This window comes from Idiomarina sp. H2 (genome assembly GCF_004364275.1).
Lineage (GTDB): Bacteria > Pseudomonadota > Gammaproteobacteria > Enterobacterales > Alteromonadaceae > Idiomarina > Idiomarina loihiensis.
The window spans coordinates 77,791-93,090 of sequence record NZ_SNZY01000005.1 but is presented as its reverse complement, the minus strand read 5'-3'; the positions used below and the strand labels follow the sequence as shown (position 1 = coordinate 93,090).

Genomic DNA, 15,300 nt, shown 5'->3' with positions numbered 1-15,300 from the left:
AAAATATCGGAACTGAATTCATGCGCTGGCTGAAACCTCTTTCTATCGCTCTGGCTGCTGTTGTTATAGCGGCGTGCAGTGAACAAGCAGAAGTTAATGATACTCAACAAGCGCGCCCGGCGCGGCTTATGCAAGTGACTGAAGCTGACGGTCCGCGGTTACGCGAATTTCCGGCGGTGGTCGAGGCGGCTAAAGTGGCGCAATTGACGTTCCGCGTTGCAGGAGAAATTACCGAGTTACCAGCCCGGCCGGGTACCGAAGTAAAGCAGGGCGACCTTATCGCACAGTTGGATCCAACCGACTATCAACTGGCTGTCGATCAGGCAAAAGCACAATATGAGCTGGCGTCTTCTCAATATGAACGAAACCAAGTTTTAGTTAATGAAGGTGTCATGTCGGAAGGGCAGTTTGACCAAATAGAGTCAGAATTAGCCGTTGCTAAGTCAAACTACGAAACCGCAAAAGCGAACCTACGCTATACCAGGCTCACAGCACCTTTTGACGGCGTTGTAGCTAACCTGGCCGTGGAAGCTTATGAGAATGTGCAGGCTAAACAGCCCATTGTGACGTTACAAATCAGCAACGCTATTGATATCAGTATTAATGTACCGGAAAAACTCTTTGCCAAGGTTAAAAAGCAAATCGATTATCAGCCTGAAGTGCGCTTTGATGCCGCACCGGAATTTACTTATCCGGCTCATTTAAAAGAGTGGGACTCGCAGTCTGATGGCGCGACGAATGCTTATGAAGTCGTATTCACTTTACCTAAACCTCAAGATATCAACGTGCTGCCAGGCATGACCGCAACGGTTATTGTCGATATTAATGAAGTGCTGCGCTCCTCTCAAATTGGCATGGTGGTTCCGGCTAAAGCGGTGTTTAGTGAAACAAACGACGCTTCCTATGTCTGGGTTGTTAACGACGATATGCGCGTGCAAAAACGTAAAGTGAATGTCGGACCAATGACCAACGATGGCCTTACGGTACTCGACGGGCTGCAGGAGGGGGAAACCATAGTCATAGCAGGCGTTCATCAGCTGAAAGAGAATCAGCAAGTTCGTGAATGGCAACGTGAACGGGGTCTGTAATGAATATAGCTCAATACAGCATGGAGCGAAAAACCACGAGCTGGATGTTATTCCTCATCCTGTTAATTGGTGGCCTGGTTGCCCTGACTCAGCTTGGTCGTCTGGAAGATCCCAAATTCACAATTAAGCAAGCCATGGTCATTACGCCATACCCGGGAGCATCAGCTCAGCAGGTAGAAGAAGAGGTGACCTACAAGCTGGAAAATGCCATTCAGGAGCTAAGTTACGTCGACCACGTAAAGTCGATTTCCAAGCCCGGGTTGTCGCAAATAACGGTTGAGATGAAAAGCATCTACCGTGAAGAGCACTTGCACCAAATATGGGACGAATTGCGGCGTAAAATTAACGACACCAAAGGTCAGCTTCCTCCTGGCACCAGCGAGCCTATTATTCGCGATGACTTTGCTGACGTGTATGGCGTTATGATGGCCATTACCGGGCCCGATTATTCCTACAAAGATATTGAGCATTATGCTGACTTTTTGCGTCGTGAACTGGTTTTAGTTGATGGTGTAGGCAAAGTCACTCTTGCGGGAGAGCAACAAGAGCAGGTTGTGGTAGAAGTGTCGCGCTCACGCCTGGCAAATTTTGGGGTTCCCCCCAGCCGTATTGCTGGGCTGCTGCAAACTCAGAATGCCGTAGCAAACGCCGGACGGGTAACCGTTGACCAGGAAGCATTGCGCATTGCAACCAGCGGTGAATTTGCCAATGTGGAAGATATGGCAAAGCTGGTTATTAGTAACCCCGGCGCTGAACAGCGTATCTACTTGCGTGATGTAGCGACCATTTATCGTGAAACCAAAGACATTCCGGATCATGTGGTGCGCTATAACGGAAAGGCTTCCTTGTGGCTGGCATTGTCATTTGCGGATAACGTGAATGTTGTCGAAGTGGGAGAGCGTCTGCAAAAACGAATGGATGAGCTGGAGTATGCTAAGCCTATAGGGATGTCTGTCGACCGTATTTACGATCAGCCGCATCAAGTTGAAAACTCAGTTAATGATTTTCTGCTGAACCTGGTAGAGGCGGTGGCCATCGTTATTATTGCATTACTGCTGACCATGGGCTTCCGTAGTGGCTTGCTGATTGGCACGGTACTGTTGTTGACGGTGCTGGGCACCTTCATTTTTATGCGCCTGGGAGATATTAACCTGCAACGAGTTTCCCTCGGTGCGTTGATTATTGCGCTGGGCATGCTGGTGGATAACGCGATAGTCATTGCCGACGGTATTATGGTTGGTATGCGACGGGGCATGAGTAAAGTGGATGCCGCCGTTAGCGTGGTCAAGCAAAACCAGTGGCCGCTACTGGGAGCGACTGTTATCGGCATTATTGCCTTCGCGCCAATCGGTTTATCGTCAGACGCCACTGGTGAATTTGCCGGGAGTTTATTCTGGGTGCTGCTGATCTCCTTGCTGCTGAGTTGGGTGACTGCACTGACCCTCATTCCGTTTTTAGCCGACCGCTTATACTCTGCGAAGGACATTGGTAATAGCGATGAGCAGGACGATGTCTTTTCTCATCCGGTTTATCGTGGCTATAAGAAAATGCTGGCTGTTTGTTTGCGTCACCGCATTATCAGTATGCTGGTAATGCTCGTGACGTTGGTGGCAGCGGTGGTTGGATTCGGACAGGCGAAACAAGCATTTTTCCCGCCATCGACAACGCCGTTATTTTATGTCGATCTCTGGTATCCTCAGGGTACCGACATTCGTCATACCGAACAGGACTCTAAGCGCCTGGAAGATTATCTTCTGGAGAAAAGTGACGTCACTTCGGTTGCGACAACCATCGGGCAGGGCGCGCCGCGATTTACCCTGACGTATCTGGTGGAAAAAAGTTACGAAAGTTATGCGCAGTTGCTGGTACGGGTAGAAGGCAAAGACGCGATGGATGCGTTAATGCGTGACATTCGTGAGCGAATTCGTGAAGAGCATCCGGACGTTGAGGACAAACTGATACGGGTTGAAATTGGTCCGGCTACTCCGGCAAAGATTGAAGCACGTTTTTCCGGCCCGGATATTGGTACCCTGCGTGAGCTAAGTAAAAAGGCCCAGGCTATTCTTGCCGAGGATTCAGGCGCAGTAAACATTCGTTCCGACTGGCGTACGCCGACCAAATTGTTGCGGCCGGAATACGACGAAGCGGCAGGCCGGCGCGCCGGCATTACAAAAGAAGACGTGAACAATCTGCTACTGGCTAATTTTGTTGGCCGGCAAATTGGCATTTACCGCGATGGCACCGATTTATTACCGATAGTGCAGCGTGCACCCGCGGCAGAGAGGGTCGATTTAGACAACTGGCAGGAGCTGCAAATTTACAGTCCGGCGTTCGACCGTTTTGTACCTTTGGCTCAAGTTGCGCGTTCAATTGATGTGGTTTGGGAAGACCCTTTAATACTCCGTCGTGACCGTAAGCGAACACTCACTGTTATGGCCGATCACGACTTACTGGGTGAGGAAACGGCCGCGCAAGTATTTGAGCGGGTCCGGCCTAAGCTTGAGGGTATCGACTTGCCGCTAGGTTACGAATTAACCTGGGGCGGCGAGCATGAAGCCGCCGGTAAAGCCGAAAAAGCGTTGTTTGGTGCCTTGCCCTTAGGTTTTCTGGTGATGTTTATTATCACCGTGCTGCTGTTTAACAGCATTCGTCAGGCCGCTGTGTTGTGGACGACCGTACCACTTTCCATTATTGGTGTGACTGTTGGGCTCTTGCTTTTGGATAAACCCTTTGGCTTTATGGCGTTACTCGGCTTCCTCAGCCTTTCCGGCATGCTGATTAAAAACGGTGTGGTGTTACTGGAACAGGTTAATGCTGAGCTTGACGCCGGTAAAGAAGCAACCCAAGCGTTAAGCGATGCTGCGGTTAGCCGTGTTCGTCCGGTAGGCATGGCGGCAGCCACCACCATTTTGGGGATGATCCCGCTGCTGTTCGATGACTTCTTTGCCAGCATGGCAACGGTCATCATGTTTGGTCTCGGTTTTGCCACTTTGCTGACCTTGTTTGTTGTGCCTGTCATGTACGCCATAGTGCAACGAGTACCGCGCCCGTAACCCGGGCGCATTCACCCCATTTATACCCTGAATTATCTGTTTTATAGCCCCGTGTCATGGGAATTTAACAGTAAAATCCGTATAATGCGCCGCACTAGTGAACCGTCTAGAATTCATGCAAGCAAATGAGAGGTACTATAAGTGCTTAAAGAATATCGTCAGCACGTAGAAGAGCGCGCCGCAGAAGGCATCCCTCCGAAGCCATTAAATGCCGAGCAAGTAGCCGATTTAGTGGAATTACTGAAAAATCCTCCAGCAGGCGAGGAAGACTTTCTGGTCGAGCTGTTAGCCGAGCGTGTACCACCTGGTGTGGACGAAGCGGCTTATGTTAAAGCAGGCTTTTTAAGCGCCGTTGTTAAGGGCGAAATTGAAAGTCCGGTTGTGAGTAAAGAATACGCAGTGAAGCTGTTGGGCAATATGCACGGCGGTTACAACATCGTCACTTTGGTGGAATTGCTGGACGACTCTCAGCTGGCTGAACTGGCGGCAAAAGAACTGAAAGAAACCATCTTAATGTTCGACGCCTTCCACGACGTGGAAGAGAAAATGAAAGCCGGTAACGCGCTGGCGAAAGAAGTGGTTGAATCCTGGGCCAATGCTGAATGGTTTACCAACAGCGACGAGCTGGCTAAGTCCATTAAAGCAACTGTCTTTAAAGTGACTGGCGAAACCAATACCGATGACCTGTCTCCGGCACCAGATGCATGGTCTCGTCCGGACATTCCTTTGCATGCTAAAGCGATGTACAAAATGCCACGCGAAGGCATTACCGATGCAGGCAAGCAAATTGAAGAATTAAAAGAAAAAGGTCACCCGGTTGCCTTCGTTGGCGACGTAGTGGGTACCGGTTCTTCACGGAAGTCGGCAACCAACTCCGTATTGTGGAACATTGGCGAAGACATGCCGGGCACACCGAACAAACGTGCCGGCGGTATCTGCATCGGATCTAAAGTTGCGCCGATTTTCTTCAATACCATGAAAGACGCAGGTGCGTTGGTGTTTGAAGCCGACGTTGAAAAAATGAACATGGGCGATGTCATCACTATCTACCCATACGAAGGCAAAATCGAGAACGAAGCCGGCGAAATTATCGCTGAATACGATTATGCGTCTCGCGTAATTTTAGATGAAGTCCGTGCCGGTGGCCGTATTAACCTGATCATTGGTCGTGGCCTGACAGAAAAAGCACGTGAATCTCTGGGCATGGGTCCATCAGACTTATTCCGTAAGCCAGAGCAACCGGCAGACAGCGGTAAAGGTTTCTCGCTGGCGCAGAAGTTGGTCGGTAAAGCTTGTGGTATGGAAGGTGTTCGTCCGGGCGCTTATTGCGAACCTAAGATGACCACTGTCGGCTCTCAGGACACTACCGGTCCTATGACTCGTGACGAACTAAAAGACCTGGCATGCCTTGGTTTTAACTCAGACTTAGTTATGCAGTCGTTCTGCCACACCGCCGCTTATCCTAAGCCCGTTGACGTTGAAACTCAGCACACCTTGCCTGACTTTATCATGAACCGTGGCGGCGTAAGTTTGCGTCCTGGCGACGGTATCATCCACAGCTGGTTGAACCGTATGTTGTTGCCAGACACTGTTGGTACCGGTGGTGACTCACACACGCGTTTCCCGCTGGGTATTTCATTCCCGGCCGGCTCTGGTCTGGTCGCGTTCGCCGCAGCTACAGGTGTTATGCCGCTGGACATGCCTGAATCGGTATTGGTGCGCTTCAAAGGCGAAATGCAGCCTGGTATCACCCTGCGTGACTTGGTTCATGCCATTCCTGCATTCGCTATCAAAGAAGGTCATCTGACCGTTGATAAGCGTGGCAAGAAGAACATTTTCTCAGGTCGTATCTTAGAAATTGAAGGTCTTGATCATTTAACCGTTGAGCAGGCATTTGAATTGTCTGATGCTTCTGCTGAGCGTTCAGCGGCCGGTTGTACCATCGATTTGTCTGAAGAGTCGGTTGCCGAGTACCTGCGTTCAAACATCACTATGCTGCGTTGGATGATCAACGAAGGCTACGGCGATGCGCGTACGTTGGAGCGTCGTGCCCGTAAGATGGAAGAATGGTTAGAGAACCCGCAGCTAACGCGTGCCGACAAAGATGCCGACTATTCTACGGTTATCGAAATTGACCTGAACGACATTAAAGAACCTATCGTTTGCTGCCCGAACGACCCGGATGACGCGAAGTTCCTGAGCGAAGTTTCAGGTAATAACGTTGATGAAGTCTTCATTGGTTCGTGCATGACCAACATTGGTCACTTCCGTGCGGCGGGTAAATTGTTAGAGAAAAACTCTGACCCATTAAATACCCGTTTGTGGATTGCTCCACCAACGAAAATGGACAAAGCGCAGCTGGAAGCTGAAGGTTATTACGACATTTATGAGCGTAATGGCGTGCGTACCGAAATGCCGGGTTGTTCGCTGTGTATGGGTAACCAGGCACGGGTAGAACCGGGCGCAACGGTGCTGTCTACCTCAACCCGTAACTTCCCGAACCGTTTGGGTGATGGCGCTAACGTTTACCTGACCTCTGCAGAGCTTGCCGCTGTCGGTGCAATTGTGGGTCGTCTGCCAACTCCGGAAGAATACCTGGAGTACGCACAGGACATCAATTCGATGGCTGGCGAAGTCTATAAATACCTGAATTTCGACCAGATGGATGCCTTCCGCGACGCAGAAAAAGCGGCCAAGGAAAACATCATCCCAACCATCAACGTGGCTTAATGAGTGCTTAGGTTGCAAGGACTCTTTACGAGGACGCCCGCAAGTACTTCCCTGTAGGGCTTGGGCAGCGCCATCCATGGCGCTGCACACCTCGTTAAGAGTCCTCGCAACCGTTGATCGCACTCATTAGCAATTTATAAAACCGCTTCGGCGGTTTTTTTGTGTCCGATATTCAGTAGCCTGATGTTCACATCAGGTGGGATACTGTCTCTTAGTGAGGAAAAAGAAAGATTAGCGGGTGCGTAAGAAAGGGGCAGGTTCTTCACTTATGAGCGTTATGAGTGTTGAGTACTTCTGTGGCGGAGTGTCGAAGGCCATGGATGGCCTTCGTCAAGCCCTCATGGATGAGCTCGTAGCGTCTCCGTCACAGAAGTACTCAATGCTCAAGCGAAATAAGTGAATAACCTGCCCCTACCTGATAGCGGGGGGCTGTTCTATTTCTGCTCAGCAATCCAGTCGTTGATGTGTTGTTCTAGTACTTTCAGTGGCACGCTGCCGTTTTCCAGTACCGCATCGTGGAACTCACGAATATCGAACTTATCACCCAGCTGTTGCTCGGCTTCTGCACGCAAACGCTTAATGGTCAGTTCGCCCAACTTGTACGAAAGTGCCTGCGCAGGCCAGGTAATGTAACGGTCAATTTCGGTTTTCACGTTATGCAGTGACAACGCGGTGTTGTTGGCCATAAAGTCCATTGCGCGTTCACGGCTCCAGCCTTTGGCATGCATACCGGTATCCACCACTAAGCGCGCCGCGCGCCACATTTCGTAGCTTAAACGACCAAAGTTGCTGTAAGGGTCTTCATAGAAACCGGCTTCCAGACCTAAGTACTCAGAGTACAGACCCCAACCTTCACCAAACGCAGAAATATAGGTTTGCTGGCGGTACTCTGGTAAATCTTCCAACTCGCCGGCAATAGCGTTTTGTAAATGATGACCCGGAACGGCTTCGTGCAATGTCAGCGCTTCCATCTGATATAACGGACGGCGATCCAGTGCGTAGGTATTGACCCAGTAGAAACCGGCGCGGTCGTCGCGATTCGTTCCAGAATAGCGACCTGTGGTGTATTTCGGTGCTATTTCTTCAGGAACCGGGGCAATGCCGTATGGCTTCCGTGGTAGGGTCTTGAACAGCTTGGGTAATTCGCCATCCATCTTTTTTGCTATCCAGGCAGCGTAATGCAGCAATTCTTCTGCGGTTTCCGGATAGAACTGGTCGTCGGTACGTAAGAACTCGACGAACTCATCAAAGCTGCCATCAAACCCGCTTGCTTCAATAGCTTCCAGCATTTCACCACGAATACGCGCCACTTCCTGTAGACCAATTTGGTGAATTTCATCCGCAGTTAAATCTAACGTAGTGTAATGTTTAATACGGTTTTGATAAAAAGCGTCGCCATTCGGCAGTTCGCTGGCACCAACGGTTTCACGTGCATTTGGAAGATACTCGGTGACCATAAAGTTGAAGTAGTCGTCATACGCCGGCATGACTTGCTGGTCAATGGCTGTTAAGGCATCTTCTTTTAGTTGCTTCCATTGCTCGTCATTAATAAAGCCCGGTTGTTCGGAAAACGGCGAGAAATAAACGCTTTGATCAGCGTCCTGTACAATGTAGGCCAGTATACTCTCTTCAAAGCCCGCCATTGCGGCAGCTGGCTGGGTATAACCTTCTTCTATCGCCTTACGTAACCAATGCGTTTGTTGTTCCATGTAACGAGGAATGGAACGCAGTTTCGCAATGTAATTCTGATAATCTTCAGCCGAAGAGAACGAGGTGTACGATGGCATAAAAGCAAGAGAACTATGGAAACTACCCTCTGCTGTCAATGGCATGTAGTGTGCTTTAAAACGATACTCATCTACTTTATTTTTTAACGTATAATGGATCATCGCATGATTAATTTGGTCATCCCGGCTAAGCGCGTTAAGGTTAACGGCGTTAAGCTGTTCGAGCCACTTTGAGCGTTGTTGATAGCGTTTTTCTAACGCCTCCGGTGACATATCGGTCAGCTCAGTATCGCTGGACTTATTCAGTTCTTCCCAGATAGTGTCAGCCAGCTGATGAAACTCGGCAGCAGGGCTCAGTTGCTGTGTGCTGCTACGCTGGGTTTGGTTATCAGCTGTGGTGGTGCAGGCAGTAACGCCCAGCAAACCAAAAATAAGTATCAGATTGCGCATGATTTTTCCTTGCGGTGTCATAACGAATACAGGCATTCTATAATGCCTCTTACGCTAATTAATGTAAAAGCGAATAGAACGAACCCACAAAAATAACAGTTAAATGGGAGAATAGGGTGGATAAAGCTCAGTCAGGAGTCTACGCGGAACCTAATCTGCATGGTCTGACGTTGTTTTGTCATGTCATGAGCGACGACGTTGAAAGTTTACGTCGCAAGTTAGCTCGTTTTCCAGCAATTTTACGCGATCTTGACGCCCGTTTCTCTGAAGGCATGTTAACAGGCTTTGTTGGCATAGGGGCGGACTACTGGGATATTCTTTATCCGCATAAGCGACCGCTTCACTTGCAGGCTTTTCCCGAGCTCAGCGATGGCGACCGTGAAGCGCCAAGACACCCCTATGATCTTGTTATACAGATTCGTTGTGATCGTTTTGACGCTAACTACTTGGCGGGACGCACGTTAATGGAATGGTTTGGCTACGACATTGAAGTGGCTGAGCAAATCCGTTCCTTTCGTTATCTGGACGGCCGCGACTTAACCGGCTTTATCGATGCGCCGGATAACCCGCGGGGTATGCGCAAGCGTAAAGTCGCTTTAGTTGAGGCGCAGGACGATGCGGACTTTGTCGACGGCAGCTACTTATTCGTACAGAAGTTTCGGCATGACTTGCGTCGTTGGGACTACTTAGGCCCTGAAAAGCAGGAACTGCTAATGGGACGCGAGAAAGTATCTGGTGAACGTTTATCAGAAGCCAAAATAGAAGGTGTCACTCACGCTGCGAAAAGTCGCTTAATTGATAGTAGCGAACAGCCTATTCCACTATTGCGGCAGAATATGCCCTGGGGCGACTTGCGCGAACAGGGGCTTCTGGCAATGTATTTTAGCCATTCGCCTAAAATGGTTGTTCAGTGGCTAAAGAACCGTTATTACGCCGACGAACAGGGAGCTTACGACCCTTTACTAGATTACTCACAAGCCGTGTCCAGCTCAGGTTTTTTTGTTCCTTCAATGCGCTTTATGGAAGCGAACAAAGAAGTTGCCGAAGACATAGCGGATTATGAAGAGGGCAGTACCGCCTGATTCGCAAACAGCTCGCGTACTTTTCGCAGAGTGAATTCAATATCAGCAACTTTAAGCGGTGCAATAAAAATCGTGTCGTCACCAGCAATAGTGCCAAGTACACCTTCTTTTTTACCGACCGAGTCCAGCAACCGCGCAATTAACTGAGCGGCGCCCGGACTTGTGCGAATAATGACCATCACATCATTATGCTGAATATCCAGTACAAGCTGGCTTAATGGTGCCCGGGTGGAAGGCACGGCTAAATCAGGCGGTAAACAGTAGACCATTTCCTGTTTCGCATTGCGGGTACGAACCGCTCCTTGCTTACTCAGCATGCGCGACACTTTAGACTGGCTAATGTTATCAAAGCCCTCGGCTTTTAAGGCGTTAACAATTTCCCCTTGAGAGCCATAACGCTCTTCGCGGAGCAAAGTTTTAAAAGCTTCGAGTAACGTGTCCTGCACCATGTGAGTGTCAAATTCCTATGCTGTTTACGTGCTATAATAATAGACAGTGTACTGCATAAAGATGCGCTATTCGAGTGCTGAATGTGTATCGCGCAAAGTTGTATTTTTATTGATATAGGAGTACAGTTTTGCCCCAAATTCTGCATTTTTAAGCAGTTTAAATTGACCAACAAAAACGGAGTCTGAGATGAAAGTAGCCGTATTAGGTGCGGCCGGTGGTATCGGCCAGGCATTGTCATTACTTCTGAAAACCCAATTACCAGCAGGTTCAGAATTATCGTTGTATGACGTTGCGCCAGTAGTTCCAGGTGTGGCGGTTGACTTAAGTCATATCCCTACCGACGTGAAAGTAACAGGCTTCGGTAAAGACGACTTAGCATCAGCATTAGTTGGCAGCGACATCGTATTGATTCCTGCCGGCGTACCACGTAAGCCGGGTATGGATCGCTCTGACCTGTTCAACATGAACGCCGGCATCGTTAAAAACCTAGTGCAAGGCGTTGCAGACAACTGCCCTAACGCCTGTGTTGGCATCATTACTAACCCAGTAAACACCACGGTTCCAATCGCTGCCGAAGTCCTGAAAAAAGCAGGCTGCTACGATAAGCGTAAACTGTTCGGTGTTACTACGCTGGACGTTATCCGTTCAGAAGCCTTTGTTGGTGAGTTGCGTGGTCTGAACCCGGAAAACGTTAATGTACCAGTTATCGGTGGGCATAGCGGCACAACCATTTTGCCATTGCTGTCTCAGGTTGAAGGCGTTGAGTTTACAGAGCAAGAAATCAAAGACTTAACTCACCGTATCCAGAACGCAGGTACCGAAGTAGTTGAAGCCAAAGCTGGCGGTGGTTCAGCAACCCTTTCTATGGGTCAGGCAGCAGCACGCTTTGCCTTGTCACTGCTGAAAGGCCTGCAAGGTCAGGACACTATCGAGTGCACCTACGTAGAAGGCCCGGGCGACAACGCTAAGTTCTTCGCGCAGCCAGTACGCTTAGGCAAAAACGGCGCAGAAGAAATCCTGTCTTACGGCAAACTCAGTGCATTCGAACAAAAATGCATGGACGAAATGCTAGACGGCCTGAAAGGCGACATCCAAACTGGCATCGACTTCGCCAGCTAAGCTGAAATAACTTTCAGCAGTCCGCTTTTGAAAATATTGGGGCGGCTATTACAGGAGACGCTACAAGCTCATCCATGAGCGCTCGACGAAGGCCGTCCCTGGCCTTCGACGCTCCTGTAATAGCCGCCCCAACATTTCCACGCTACTTGCTGAAAATTATCTCAGCACTTTCTCCAGATAACCCACAATGGCGTATCGCCAATACTGACCAACCCCAATATCTGCATGCTACTTGCTGAAAGGTATGTAGCCTGACGTTCACGTCAGGTTCAATGTTCAAATATCTCACCTGATGTGAACATCAGGCTACGGAAATGGTTGATGGGGCAGGCTGTTGGATTGCGAGCGTTACGAGTGTTGAAGGTTTCTATGGCGGAGTGTCGAAGGCCATGGATGCTTATTGGAAATGCCTAAAGCGGGAAGGGTTGTGTTTCGGAGGTGTGTAGCGCCATGGATGGCGCTACCCAAGCCCTACAGGGATGTATTCACGGGCGTCCTCCGAAACAGAACCCGCTCCCCCAAGGCATTTCTTACGCCACTCGGTCGACTGCAAGGTGGGTTAGGGTGAGCAGGGCTTGTTTGTAGTCGGAGTCGGGGAGTTCACTTAGGGATTCACGCGCTTGTTCGGCGGCTTCTAAGGCTTTGTCGCGGGTGTACTGCAATGCTCCCGTTCGTTCCATAGCGGTCAGCACGGTTTGTAAGTGCTCACGTCCGTCGCCTTGCTCAATGGCTTCGCGAATCAGCTTTTGTTCTACTTCGTTGCCGTGCCACATAGCGTATAACAACGGCAGTGTGGGCTTACCTTCCGCTAAGTCATCACCCGCATTTTTGCCCATAGATTCGCTGTCCGCGGTGTAATCCATTAAATCATCTACTAGCTGAAACGCGGTACCCAGGTAACGACCGTAATCAGCCAGTTGCTGAGTCACCTTTTCGTCTTGTGCGGTTAGTACACCGGCTAACTCGGTAGCTGCTTCAAACAACTTGGCGGTTTTGCCGTAAATAACATTAAAGTAGCTGGCTTCTGAAGTATCCGGGTCGTTACAGTTCATTAACTGTAAGACTTCGCCTTCAGAAATGATGTTGGTGGCGTCCGCTAAAATACGCAGAATCCGCAGGGAGTCTAAATCGACCATTAACTGGAAGGCGCGGGTATAAAGGAAGTCACCAACGAGTACGCTGGCTTCATTACCGAACACTGCGTTGGCGGTTTTGCGTCCGCGGCGCAGTTCCGATTCATCAACGACGTCGTCGTGAAGCAGAGTCGCGGTATGAATAAACTCGATAATCGTAGCAAGTTTGCGGTGATCGTTACCTTCATAACCCAGAGCCCGACAAGCTAATATGGCTAGCAGCGGCCGTAAGCGTTTACCGCCACTGTTGACAATATAAAGGCCTAACTGGTTAATTAAGGCAACATCCGATTGAAGTTGTTCACCTATTAATGCATTAACACCAAGCATGTCGTCTTTGGCTAATGCGTTAATGGACTGCATATCCATCATAGATATCTGTTTATTTACAAAATTTAACGGAAAACAGATGGTACACTATTTATAGCAGAGCGGAAACTCAATCCGCGGTAAGCGGTGCCGCTTTTAAGTTCAAATTAAGGGTTGCGATCGCTGACTGGATTACGTACAATTCGCGCCCTGATTTGAATTTGGATGCCCAATAGGGTTGTGGAGAATAATATGTACGCAGTATTCCAAAGTGGCGGTAAGCAGCACCGTGTGTCTGAAGGCCAAATCGTCCGCCTGGAAAAACTGGAAGCAGCTACCGGTGATGTAGTTGAATTCGACCAGGTTTTGATGGTTTCTGACGGCAACGATGTAAACATCGGTGCTCCGTTCGTGTCCGGTGGTAAAGTGAAAGCGGAAGTGATTGATCACGGTCGTGGCGATAAAATTAAAATCGTTAAGTTCCGTCGTCGTAAGCATTCTCGCCGTCAACAAGGCCATCGTCAGTGGTTCACGGAAGTGAAAATCACTGGTATCAACAGCTAATTAAGGAGTAACGACATGGCACATAAAAAGGCTGGTGGTTCTACTAAAAACGGTCGCGACTCAGAGAGTAAACGTCTCGGTGTTAAGCGCTTCGGTGGTGAGTCTGTGTTAGCAGGCAACATCCTGGTTCGTCAACGTGGTACTAAGTTCCACGCTGGTGCGAACGTTGGTATTGGTAAAGACCACACATTGTTTGCAACCTCAGAAGGCAAAGTGTCTTTTGATGTGAAGGGCAGCAAAAACCGTAAATTTGTGAGCGTTATTACTGACTAATAATGCGAACATAAACTGAAAAGTTTCGGTTCTGAAAGCCCTGCCTTACGGCGGGGCTTTTTCATATGTGCTAGAATTTTGCACAGTATTCTATAAGTGATAAGTAGCAGATTGCGATGAAATTCGTTGATGAAGTAGAAATCCGCGTAGACGCGGGTGACGGTGGTAATGGTTGTATCAGTTTCCGTCGCGAAAAATATATTCCCAAAGGCGGCCCTGACGGCGGCGATGGTGGCGACGGCGGTGATGTCTATCTAGAAGCAGACGAGAACCTGAATACCCTTATCGATTATCGTTTTGAACGTTTTCATAAAGCTGAACGCGGTAAAAACGGTATGGGCAAAAACTGTACGGGCAGGCGCGGTAACGACATCGTGCTGCCGGTTCCTCCTGGTACCCGCGCTACCGATATTGATACTGGCGAAGTTCTTGGCGATTTGACGAAACATGGTCAACGTTTAATGGTAGCCAAAGGTGGTTTCCATGGTCTGGGTAATACGCGTTTTAAAAGCAGTATAAACCGTGCGCCACGACAAAAAACCGATGGTACTCCTGGCGAAGTACGCCCGCTAAAACTGGAACTGATGTTGTTGGCTGATGTTGGTTTGCTGGGTATGCCGAATGCCGGTAAATCGACTTTTATTCGCTCGGTTTCCGCAGCACGCCCTAAAGTGGCCGACTATCCGTTTACCACCCTGATACCAAACCTGGGTGTTGTGCGTCCCGCTCCGCATCAGAGTTTTGTTATTGCCGATATCCCCGGTCTTATTGAAGGCGCGGCCGAAGGTGCTGGACTAGGCATACAATTCCTAAAACATTTAGAGCGTTGCCGTTTATTACTGCACTTGGTAGATTTAGCCCCGTTTGATGAAACCGACCCTGCCGAGCAGGCGCGTATTATTATCAACGAGCTGGAAAAATACAGCCCGAAACTGGCTGAAAAGCCACGCTGGCTGGTCATCAATAAAGTCGACTTGCTGCTGGACGAAGAGGTTCAGGAGAAAGTAGACGAGCTGGTTAAATCTCTGAACTGGGACGGCCCGGTGTTCCAAATCGCAGCTCTGGAAGGGCGTGGCAGCGACGCGCTTTGTCGTGAGGTAATGTCTTATCTTGAAACATTGCCAGCACCTGACACTGAGCAGCATGAAGAAGCCGACCCGGTTGAGTTCATGTGGGACACTTACCACGAAGAAGTTCTTGAAGAAGAGATGGATGACGAAGATGACGACGACGATGACGATGATCACGACGTCGAAGTTATTTATCAGAAGTAGCCTGACATTGATGTCAGGTGAGGTCTTGGTCCTGACGTAAGCGTCAGG

General features: G+C 49.3%; 11 protein-coding genes. 8 read left to right on the top strand and 3 right to left on the bottom strand.

Annotated elements, in window-relative coordinates; translation table 11 throughout:
* The first annotated feature begins 20 nt into the window (after positions 1-20).
* The 3 genes from DET62_RS07945 to acnB all read left to right on the top strand — a co-directional run bounded on the left by DET62_RS07945 (position 21) and on the right by acnB (position 6,871).
* Positions 21-1,088: an efflux RND transporter periplasmic adaptor subunit gene (locus tag DET62_RS07945; protein WP_110013595.1), complete on the top strand. Its 1,068-nt coding sequence runs from the start codon at positions 21-23 to the stop codon at positions 1,086-1,088.
* Positions 1,088-4,141 (top strand): efflux RND transporter permease subunit, encoded by a 3,054-nt coding sequence (locus DET62_RS07940; RefSeq protein WP_110013596.1) that lies wholly within the window; start codon positions 1,088-1,090, stop codon positions 4,139-4,141. The genes DET62_RS07945 and DET62_RS07940 overlap by 1 nt, the downstream gene beginning before the upstream one ends.
* 141 nt (positions 4,142-4,282) lie before the next feature.
* Positions 4,283-6,871: a bifunctional aconitate hydratase 2/2-methylisocitrate dehydratase gene (gene acnB / locus DET62_RS07935; RefSeq protein WP_110013597.1), complete on the top strand. Its 2,589-nt coding sequence runs from the start codon at positions 4,283-4,285 to the stop codon at positions 6,869-6,871.
* 434 nt (positions 6,872-7,305) lie between these two features.
* On the opposite strand, the gene DET62_RS07930 is transcribed toward acnB, so the two are convergent.
* On the bottom strand, positions 7,306-9,048 hold the full coding sequence (locus tag DET62_RS07930; protein WP_110013598.1) for a DUF885 domain-containing protein: 1,743 nt from the start codon (positions 9,046-9,048) through the stop codon (positions 7,306-7,308).
* Positions 9,049-9,164: 116 nt separating this feature from the next.
* Between DET62_RS07930 and DET62_RS07925 the strand changes: the two genes are divergently transcribed.
* Entirely contained in the window at positions 9,165-10,130 is a 966-nt protein-coding gene (locus tag DET62_RS07925; RefSeq protein WP_110013599.1) for a Dyp-type peroxidase, read from the top strand.
* Here the strand turns inward: DET62_RS07925 and argR are convergent.
* A complete protein-coding gene (gene argR / locus DET62_RS07920; RefSeq protein WP_011233732.1) occupies positions 10,106-10,579 on the bottom strand; it encodes a transcriptional regulator ArgR in 474 nt (157 codons plus the stop codon). The genes DET62_RS07925 and argR overlap by 25 nt on opposite strands.
* 187 nt (positions 10,580-10,766) lie before the next feature.
* On the opposite strand from argR, the gene mdh reads away from it, so the two are divergent.
* Complete coding sequence (gene mdh, locus DET62_RS07915; protein WP_011233733.1) at positions 10,767-11,699, top strand: malate dehydrogenase; 933 nt, start codon at positions 10,767-10,769, stop codon at positions 11,697-11,699.
* 530 nt (positions 11,700-12,229) lie between these two features.
* On the opposite strand, the gene ispB is transcribed toward mdh, so the two are convergent.
* Positions 12,230-13,201, bottom strand: coding sequence for an octaprenyl diphosphate synthase (gene ispB, locus DET62_RS07910; protein WP_110013656.1), 972 nt, complete (start codon positions 13,199-13,201; stop codon positions 12,230-12,232).
* Between the two features lie 192 nt (positions 13,202-13,393).
* Here ispB and rplU point away from each other — a divergent pair, with 192 nt between their 5' ends.
* The 3 genes from rplU to cgtA all read left to right on the top strand — a co-directional run bounded on the left by rplU (position 13,394) and on the right by cgtA (position 15,252).
* A complete protein-coding gene (gene rplU / locus DET62_RS07905) occupies positions 13,394-13,705 on the top strand; it encodes a 50S ribosomal protein L21 (protein ID WP_011233736.1) in 312 nt (103 codons plus the stop codon).
* 15 nt (positions 13,706-13,720) lie between these two features.
* Positions 13,721-13,978 (top strand): 50S ribosomal protein L27, encoded by a 258-nt coding sequence (gene rpmA, locus DET62_RS07900; protein WP_011233737.1) that lies wholly within the window; start codon positions 13,721-13,723, stop codon positions 13,976-13,978.
* Positions 13,979-14,094: 116 nt separating this feature from the next.
* A complete protein-coding gene (gene cgtA, locus DET62_RS07895) occupies positions 14,095-15,252 on the top strand; it encodes an Obg family GTPase CgtA (RefSeq protein ID WP_034818493.1) in 1,158 nt (385 codons plus the stop codon).
* The last annotated feature ends 48 nt before the right edge of the window (positions 15,253-15,300 follow it).

What these genes read in the sequence shown, in the direction of transcription:
- rpmA (WP_011233737.1), top strand. Translation starts at nt 13,721, where the DNA reads ATGGCACATAAAAAGGCTGGTGGTTCTACTAAAAACGGTCGCGACTCA.
- DET62_RS07945 (WP_110013595.1), top strand. Translation starts at nt 21, where the DNA reads ATGCGCTGGCTGAAACCTCTTTCTATCGCTCTGGCTGCTGTTGTTATA.
- rplU (WP_011233736.1), top strand. Translation starts at nt 13,394, where the DNA reads ATGTACGCAGTATTCCAAAGTGGCGGTAAGCAGCACCGTGTGTCTGAA.
- mdh (WP_011233733.1), top strand. Translation starts at nt 10,767, where the DNA reads ATGAAAGTAGCCGTATTAGGTGCGGCCGGTGGTATCGGCCAGGCATTG.
- cgtA (WP_034818493.1), top strand. Translation starts at nt 14,095, where the DNA reads ATGAAATTCGTTGATGAAGTAGAAATCCGCGTAGACGCGGGTGACGGT.
- argR (WP_011233732.1), bottom strand. Translation starts at nt 10,579, where the DNA reads ATGGTGCAGGACACGTTACTCGAAGCTTTTAAAACTTTGCTCCGCGAA.
- DET62_RS07940 (WP_110013596.1), top strand. Translation starts at nt 1,088, where the DNA reads ATGAATATAGCTCAATACAGCATGGAGCGAAAAACCACGAGCTGGATG.
- DET62_RS07930 (WP_110013598.1), bottom strand. Translation starts at nt 9,048, where the DNA reads ATGCGCAATCTGATACTTATTTTTGGTTTGCTGGGCGTTACTGCCTGC.
- ispB (WP_110013656.1), bottom strand. Translation starts at nt 13,201, where the DNA reads ATGGATATGCAGTCCATTAACGCATTAGCCAAAGACGACATGCTTGGT.